4 protein-coding genes are annotated in these 8981 nt (G+C 70.0%); 1 reads left to right on the forward strand and 3 read right to left on the reverse strand.

The window, feature by feature from the left end; translation table 11 throughout:
* Together ACWF79_RS34425 and ACWF79_RS34430 are read right to left on the reverse strand one after the other, a co-directional pair.
* Positions 1–4811, reverse strand: a 4811-nt coding sequence (locus ACWF79_RS34425) for a beta-ketoacyl synthase N-terminal-like domain-containing protein (RefSeq protein ID WP_453732117.1), incomplete at its 3' end; no start/stop codon positions are given.
* 203 nt (positions 4812–5014) lie between these two features.
* Positions 5015–6814 carry an acyl-CoA dehydrogenase gene (locus tag ACWF79_RS34430; protein WP_453732118.1) on the reverse strand — a complete coding sequence of 600 codons (1800 nt, stop codon included), beginning with the start codon at positions 6812–6814 and terminating at the stop codon, positions 5015–5017.
* A 412-nt stretch (positions 6815–7226) separates the two neighbouring features.
* Between ACWF79_RS34430 and lpdA the strand changes: the two genes are divergently transcribed.
* A complete protein-coding gene (gene lpdA, locus ACWF79_RS34435) occupies positions 7227–8615 on the forward strand; it encodes a dihydrolipoyl dehydrogenase (RefSeq protein ID WP_453732119.1) in 1389 nt (462 codons plus the stop codon).
* Positions 8616–8781: 166 nt separating this feature from the next.
* On the opposite strand, the gene ACWF79_RS34440 is transcribed toward lpdA, so the two are convergent.
* Positions 8782–8981, reverse strand: a 200-nt coding sequence (locus ACWF79_RS34440) for an acyl-CoA carboxylase subunit epsilon (RefSeq protein WP_453732120.1), incomplete at its 5' end; no start/stop codon positions are given.

An 8981-nucleotide genomic window follows, 5' to 3' on the forward strand; every position in this document is an offset into this window, starting at 1 on the left:
TCAGCGACACGCCCCGCGAAAACCTCCGACTCCTCCAACAAACCCGCAGCCATACCCACCCACTGCGAACCCTGACCCGGAAACACGAAGACGGTCTTGCGGCCGTTGGTGGCGTGGCCCTGGACGACCCGGGCGTCGGCTTCGCCGCGGTTCAGGGCGTCGAGCCCGCCGAGCAGCCCGTCCCGGTCGGCGGCGACGACGACGGCCCGGTGCTCCATGGCGGTACGCGTGTCCACGAGCGACAGGCCGATGTCGGCCGGGTCGGCGTCGGGCGCGGCGGTGACGTGGGCGTGCAGACGCGCGGCCTGGGCGCGCAGCGCCTCGGGGGTGCGCCCGGAGAGGGCCCAGGGCAGGGCGGCCGCCGGACGCTCGGGGCGGGTGGCCGGCTCGGACGGCTGGTCCGGGGCCTGCTCCAGGATGAGGTGCGCGTTGGTGCCGCTCACCCCGAAGGACGAGACCGCGCCGCGGCGTGCCCGGTCGGTCTCGGGCCACGGGGTGGCCTCGGTGAGCAGGGACACCGAGCCGGCCGACCAGTCGACGTGCGGCGTGGGGGCGTCGACGTGCAGGGTCTTGGGGAGCAGGCCGTTCCGGAGGGCCATCACGGTCTTGATGACGCCGGCGACACCGGCGGCGGCCTGGGCGTGCCCGATGTTGGACTTCAGGGAGCCGAGCCACAGCGGCCGGCCCTCGGGACGGTCCTTGCCGTAGGTGGCGAGCAGGGCCTGCGCCTCGATCGGGTCACCCAGCTTCGTGCCCGTGCCGTGCGCCTCGACGACGTCCACGTCGGACGCCGACACTCCCGCGTCGGCCAGCGCCTGCCGGATGACGCGCTGCTGCGACGGACCGTTCGGCGCGGTCAGACCGTTGCTCGCGCCGTCCTGGTTGACGGCGGAACCACGGATCACGGCCAGCACCTGGTGCCCGTGACGACGGGCGTCCGAGAGCCGCTCCAGGACGACCATGCCGATGCCCTCGGCCCAGCCCGTGCCGTCCGCCGCCGCCGCGAACGCCTTGCAGCGGCCGTCCGCCGACAGTCCACGCTGACGGCTGAACTCGACGAACATGCCGGGGGACGACATCACCGTCGCGCCGCCGGCGAGGGCCATGCCGCACTCTCCGCGCCGCAGCGCCTGCACGGCCAGGTGCAGGGCCACCAGGGAGGAGGAGCAGGCCGTGTCGACGGTGAGGGCGGCGCCCTCGAATCCGTAGGTGTACGAGATCCGCCCGGAGGCGACGCTCGGCGTGCCGCCGGTCAGGGCGTACCCCTCGGCGCCGCCGGACGCCTCGTGCAGCCGGGCGCCGTACTCCTGCGCGGTCGCGCCGACGAAGACTCCGGTGTCGCTGCCGCGCAGCCGCTCCACATCGATCCCGGCCCGTTCGAGGGCCTCCCAGGAGACTTCGAGGAGCAGGCGTTGCTGGGGCTCCATCGCGGCGGCCTCGCGCGGCGAGATGCCGAACACCGACGGGTCGAACAGCGGGGCGTCGTAGAGGAATCCACCGGAGCGGGTGTACGTCGTGCCCGGACGCTCGGGGTCCGGGTCGTACAGGCCGTCGAGGTCCCAGCCTCGGTCGGAGGGGAAGCCGGAGATGGCGTCGCCGCCTGCCACCAGGAGGTCCCAGAGGTCTTCGGGTGAGTTCACTCCGCCGGGGAGCCGGCAGCCCATGCCGACGATCGCGATGGGCTCGTCCTCCCCCGGTGCCGTGGCGACGGCGGACGAGGCGTCCTGGGCGCCGGGAGCGGCCGTACCGAACAGCTCGGCGTCCAGGAAACGGCCCACGGCGTGCGAGGTGGGGTGGTCGTAGAGCAGCGTCGCGGGCAGCGCGGCACCCGTCGCGGCGACGAGTTCGTCGCGGAGCTCCACGGCCGTGAGGGATTCGACCCCGAGGGACTTGAAGCTGTGTGCCGGGTCGATCTGATGAAGCCCCGCGTGCCCCAGCAGTACGGCCGCGTGCGCCCGGACCAAATCGGTCAGTTCGCGTACGCGCTCGGCGGACGGCAGGGCGGCGAGCCGGTCCCGCAGGGTGCCCGCGGCGGTCTCGGGCTCGGGCAGGGGGTTCCCGCCGGCCGGTTCGTCCTCCGGTGCGGCGGCCACCGGGCGCCTGTCGGCGACGGCACCGTCCAGCCAGTGACGGGTCCGCTGGAAGGCGTACGTCGGCAGCTCGACGCGAGGGCCCGCGGGTTTGTCCGTCGTACCGAGCGGCAGCCGGTCGAGAACGCCGTTCGCGTAGAGGGCCGCCGTCGAGGCGAGAGCGGCCCGGGTCTCGGGCTGTTCGCGGCGGAGCACGGGGACGAGGACCGCGTCGGTGTCCGCGGGCAGGCAGCCACGGGCCATCGCCGTCAGGACGCCATCAGGCCCAAGCTCCAGATACGCGCTCGCCCCTTCGGCGTCGAGCGTACGCACCGCGTCGTGGAAACGGACCGCCTCGCGCACGTGCCGGACCCAGTACTCGGGGCCGGCTATCTCCTCCGACACCACTGTCCCGGTCAGCGCCGACACGAAGGTGATATGCGGAGCGTGGAACTCCAGACCCTCCACAACCGCACGGAAGCCGTCCAGCATCGGGTCCATCAGCGGGGAGTGGAAGGCGTGGCTGACGCGCAGCCGCTTCGACCGCACCCCCGCAGCCGTCAACCTCTCCACCACGCCCGCGACCGCGTCCTCGGCACCGGAGATCACCACCGCGTCAGGGCCGTTGACCGCCGCGATCGCCGCACCCTCCACCAGCAGCGGAGCGACCCGCTCCTCCCCCGCCTGAACGGCGACCATCACGCCACCCTCAGGCAGCGCCTCCATCAACCCACCACGCGCCACCACCAGCACTGCGGCGTCCCTCAGGGACAGGACACCCGCAGCGTGTGCCGCCGCGATCTCGCCGACCGAATGCCCGGCCACGAAGGCAGGGCGCACACCCCACGACTCCACCAGACGGAACAACGCCACTTCGATGACGAACAACGCCGGCTGGGTGAAGCCGGTGCGATCCAGCAGATCCTGCTCCTCGAAAACAACCTGCTTCAGACCACGGCCACCGCCCAGCAGCGGGTCGAGCTCGGCGCACACCGCGTCAAACGCCTCCGCGAACACCGGAAACGCCTCATACAAACCACGGCCCATACCCAACCGCTGCGCACCCTGACCCGTGAACAACAACGCAAGAGCGCCCACACGATCCGAGGCCACCCCACGCACCACACCAGCGGCCTGGCCCTCCTCCGCCACCGCTGCCAGACCCGCCAGCAGAGCCTCACGGTCCTCCGCCACCACCACCGCACGATGCTCGAAAGCCGCACGCGTCACCGCCAGTGCGTGGCTCAGTGCCGTCGGGTCGAGGTCGGTGGCCTCGGCCACGTGCGTGCTCAGTCGCCGTGCCTGTGCGCGCAGGGCCGCCGGCGTGGAGCCCGAGACGGTGAAGGGCAGCATGCGCGGCTCGGCCTGCCGCGGGGCCCCGGTGTCCGAGGCGGGGGTGGCCGGGGTCGCGGGGGCCTCGGTGAGCACCACGTGGCAGTTGGTGCCGCCCAGGCCGAACGAGCTGACGCCCGCCACCAGCTGCCGGCCGGGGTCGGCCCAGGGGCTGTTCTCGGCGCAGACCTTCAGCCTGAGTGCGTCGAGCGGGATGTCCGGGTTCGGGGTCTGGAAGTGCAGGCTCGCGGGCAGTCGGCGGTGGGTGAGGGCCAGCACGGTCTTGATGAGGCCGCTGATTCCGGCCGCGCCCTCAAGGTGGCCGATGTTGGTCTTGACCGAGCCGACGAGCAGGGGACGGTCCGCGTCGCGGCCCGCGCCGAGTACGGCACCGAGGGCGGACGCCTCGACCGGGTCGCCGAGCTTCGTGCCCGTGCCGTGCAGCTCCACGTACTGGACGTCCAGGGGGTCGACGCCGGCCCGCTCGTACGCGAGGCGCAGCACCTCCTCCTGGCCCTCGGGGCTGGGCGCGGTGAGGCCGTCGCCGCCTCCGTCGTTGTTGACGGCGCTGCCCTGGATCACGCAGAGGACGCGGTCGCCGTCGGCTACCGCTCGCGACAGCGGCTTGAGCACGACGACTCCGCCGCCTTCGCCCCGGACGAATCCGTTGGCGCGGGCATCGAAGGTGTAGCAGCGTCCGTCCGGGGAGAGGCCGCCGAACTTCGCGGCACCGATGGTGCTTTCGGGGACGATGGTCAGGTTGACGCCGCCGACGATCGCCGTGGTGGACTCGCCGGAGCGCAGGCTCTCGCAGGCCATGTGTACGGCGACCAGCGACGACGACTGTCCGGTGTCCACCGTGAGGCTCGGGCCGCGCAGACCCAGCAGGTAGGACAGGCGGTTGGCCATGATGCTGCGCTGGAGGCCGGTGAAGGTGTGCCGGCCGATGGACTCGGGGTCGCTCTGGGCGCTGAGCATCGCGTAGTCGTCCGCCATGGCTCCCATGAAGACGCCGGTCCGGCTGCCCCGCAGGGAGCCGGGCACGATGCTCGCGTGTTCCAGGGCCTCCCATCCCAGTTCGAGCAGGAGACGCTGCTGCGGGTCCATGGCGGCCGCTTCGCGGGGTGAGATCCCGAAGAAGCCGGCGTCGAAGGTGTCGATGCCGTCCAGGTAGCCGCCCCACCGGCTGTTGGTCCGGCCGGGTGCGGCACGGTCGGCGTCGTAGAACGCGTCCGCGTCCCAACGGGCCCTGGGCACTTCGGTGATGGCGTCGACACCGTCGCTCAACAGCTTCCACAGGGCTGCCGGGTCCGGCGCCTGGGGCAGGCGGCAGGACAGGCCGATGACGGCGATCCCGTCCTCGGCGGACCCGGTGGAGCCAAGTATCGAATTCTGAGTGTTTTCCGGCATGACTCTTTCCACCCTCAAGTGTTTCCAAGGCCACTGCGGCAACGCGCGTTGACGGTCACCTGGCGGAAACAGCGAGACGGCCGGCTCACGGCATGGGGGTCACCGGGCGGGGATCTCGGATGTCGCACACACCAGGTCTTCGGCTCGAGACCTGGTCCAGGGCATTACAACGAGGCGCGTATGAAAAGGAGTTGGTCGATTGCTCAGTCGGTGGACACAGGGCGTGCGATGTCCGCGACGTAGTCGGCCCCCGCGATGGGCGCGCCGATGACGTCATAGGGGACACGCAGGGCTTCCGCGAGTTCCAGGGCGTACGGCTCAAGCCGCTCACAGAGCTCGTCGAGGAGCGTCGGGATCCGGCGCACCTCGTCCTTGCTCAGGAGTTCCTCTGCCAGGTACCAGCCGTCATGGGACGCGATCTCCTCCAGCGCGTACAGCGCGCAGAGTGTACGGAGGGCCGATGCGGAATCCGGTTCGGAGACCGAGTCGAGTCCGGCGCGGACCGTGTCGAGCACGAGACGGCCGGCGTGCGCGGCAGCAAATCGCTCCGCCACGTCGAACTGGCTGTTCCATGCGTCGAATTCGCTCAGTCCGCATTCCTTGGCCTTTTGCAGGCCGTCCAGGAGTTCCTGGTGGAGTGAGCGTTCACGGGCGCGGGCCAGCGCGGACCAGGATTGCGGGTCGAGCAGGTCACGGTCGGAGGGAGCGGGGGCCTCTTCCGTCGGTGGCGTGTAGTCAAGGCCGGCGGCCATCGCGTATGCGGCGTCGAGGAGGAGCATCTGGTTGTCGGCGGCTGCGGCGTTCAGCGAGTGGGCGAATCCCTGATAGTCAAGGAAACGATTCTTCGAGAAGAATCCGAGAGCGCCACTGGCCATCCGGCAGCGGGTGGCCACCTGTTCGGCGATTCGGTCGGTCACCACCTTCATCAGGAAGGTGGTGCGGACGCCGCCGACGGAGAGAGCCGGGGCTTCGGGAGTCGCGACCGAATGGGCCACCATGGAGGCGACGTGGGCGCCGGCCAACGCGCCGAAGAGAGTGCGCTGCTGATTCCGGTATCGAATCACGGGAAGGCCTGCCGCGAATCGGCCGTTCGTACGGCGTCGGTGGGCGTGCCGCACCGCGACCGCGGCACTCGCGCGGGCCGTCGCCGCCAGTGCGACGACGGCCGCTTCCCAGGCGAAGCGGATCAGGCTGAGAGTGCGGCGGCCACGGATCGCCGGGCTGCCCAACGGGTCGGAGAATTGACCCTCGCGCGTCAGCTCGGCGTTGTCACGCAGCCAGTAGCGGAAGGGGATACGCACGTGGTCGAAGGAGACGACGGCGCAGTCCAGGGGCATCATCGCGGTCGGCTCGAGGGCGCCGATCCGCACACCCTCGCATGGTCCGGATTCGTCCCGGACCGGGACGAGGAAACAGAACTCCCCGCACTCGACACCGTCGACCTTGAGCTGAGCCAGGACCACACCGAGTCGGGGAACACCGTCGACACCGACGCTCGGAGGGAATTTGACGGCGGCCGGCTCCGGGGTGTTCAGGACGAATTCACCACTGGCCGCGTCGTAGACGGCTTCGGTACGCACGGTGGCGTTGCTGTTCCCGTGCCCGAGTTCCGTCATCAGGAGGGCGCCGATCCAGTCCGCCGAAGCCAGACCGTCGAGCTCCTCCGAAAGGTCGGTTCTGCCGTGTCCGAACTCCACCACGGCACCCATGGTCATGGAGTGGTGAAGGAACATCGCATAGAACAGCGACGGATCGTACATCGCCGACCACTCAAGGACCGCGAAAAGCTGCTCGCGATGTAAGAGGAGCGGTCCTGGCGTCTTGAGGTTCTCGCTGATGTACCGCAGTCGATCATATGTCGTTAAGAGGCGCCGCGGATCCTGGAGTGGCGGCGACTCCTTGAAGATGTCCGCCGAGAATATCCGCTCCAGATCGGAGCGATGCGTCTCGTGCGAATCTCGGGATACAAGCGGCGTTAAGCCCTGTCTAACTTTCCCGTCCATGCCGACTGAAAGCCCCCGTGCCTATCAGATCCCCCGGGGCATTGCCTCCCCCCTGACAATCCGACGCTAGCACCTACCAGCCGCCGCATGGAAGGAGCGTCAGCCCACCTTGCCCCTTTTTGTCTCCACTTCTTGATGAAGTTTGCGCCAACAGCCGAGCAATCAGCACACCAACCTACGTACTCAGCACATGAACTGACGAGTAATCAAATGCCGCGCGCTCGGGCCCATTTGAGACCAAAGACCATCAGAACCGGACATGATCATCCCCAAGCGCCCTGCCAGATCGGGAAGATGAGAGCATGCAGGCAGTTGGTAAGGGCCGGCAGTGCCGCACACGACCTGCACAGGTCCGATCGCGTCCGGGTCGCCAAAGTGACGCGACCGCGAACGGAAGGGTGAATTCACGAAGATGAGCAACGCCAGCAGCCTCTACGACATAGTCATTCTCGGCGGTGGCAGCGGGGGCTACTCCTGCGCCCTGCGCGCCACCCAGCTCGGCCTGAACGTCGCCCTGATCGAGAAGGGCAAGCTGGGCGGCACCTGCCTGCACAACGGCTGCATCCCGACCAAGGCCCTGCTCCACGCCGGCGAGGTGGCCGACCAACTCCGCGTCAGCAGCTCGTTCGGGGTGATGTCCACCTTCGAGGGCGTCGACATGAAGGGCGTGCACGCCTACAAGGACGGCGTGGTCGCCGGGCTGTACAAGGGCCTTCAGGGCACGCTCAAGGCCCGGAAGAACCTCACCCTGGTGGAGGGGGAGGGCAAGCTGGTCTCCCCGACCACGGTCGAGGTCGGCGGCGTGCGGTACGAGGGCCGTCACGTGGTCCTGGCGACGGGCTCCCAGCCGAAGTCGCTGCCCGGCCTCACCATCGACGGCGACCGCGTCATCTCCTCCGACCAGGCTCTCGTCCTGGACCACGTGCCGACCTCCGTCGTGATCCTCGGCGGCGGCGTGATCGGTGTCGAGTTCGCCTCCGCCTGGAAGTCGCTCGGCGCCGAAGTCACCATCGTCGAGGGCCTTCCCCATCTGGTCCCCGCCGAGGACGAGAGCACCTCGAAGGCGCTGGAGCGGGCCTTCCGCCGGCGCAGGATCAAGTTCGAGCTGGGCTCGCGGTTCGCCGGCGTCACCTACACCGACGGTGGCGTCCGCGTCTCCCTGGAGAACGGCAAGGAGCTGGACGCCGAGCTGCTCCTCGTCGCCGTCGGACGCGGCCCGGTCTCCGCCGGGCTCGGGTACGAGGAGGTGGGGGTCGCCATGGACCGCGGCCATGTCGTGGTCGACGAGTACCTGCGGACCAACGTCCCCACGATCTCCGCGGTGGGCGACCTGATCCCCACGCTCCAGCTCGCCCATGTCGGTTTCGCCGAGGGCATCCTGGTGGCGGAGCGCGTGGCCGGCCGGAAGGTCACGCCGATCGACTACGACGGCGTCGCCAAGGTCACGTACTGCGACCCCGAGATCGCCTCCGTCGGCCTCACCGAGGACAAGGCCAAGGAGCTGCACGGGGCCGACAAGGTCGTCACGCTCAAGTTCAACAGCGGCAGCAGCGGCAAGAACAAGATCCTCAAGGCCGGCGGGGAGATCAAGCTGGTGCAGCTCAAGGACGGGGCGGTCATCGGACTGCACATGATCGGCCCGCGCATGAGTGAGCAGATCGGCGAGGCCCAGCTGATCTACAACTGGGAGGCCCTCCCGTCCGAGGTCGCGCAGCTGATCCACGCCCACCCGACCCAGAACGAGGCCCTGGGCGAGGCGCATCTGGCCCTGGCCGGCAAGCCGTTGCACATCCACGACTAGCCGATTCCCGCGGCACTCCGCCATCGAGGCCGCCCCCGCCGGACGCGAGACCCGGCGGGGGCGGCCTCGGTGCGCGGCGGGCCGGTCTGTCGCCGGCTCGGGATCAGCCTGGCCTGGGATCGGCCCGGCCGGGGATCCCCCGGCCTGGGATCGGCCCGGCTCGGGATCAGCCCCGCCAGCTGTGGGGGGCGCGGAAGCCGTTCTCGCGTTCCAGGCGGCGCCAGCGGGCCGTCGAGCGGCCGTGGTGGGCGGACTCGGCGGCCGTGACGGTGGCGCGGGCGAGGAGGACGGCGGTGATGGCGGCGAGTTCCTCGGGGTCGGCGTGGCCCTTCTCGACGCGCAGGAGGTTGTCTGTGGCAGGCGTGG

The organism is Streptomyces sp. NPDC054975, from assembly GCF_053609105.1.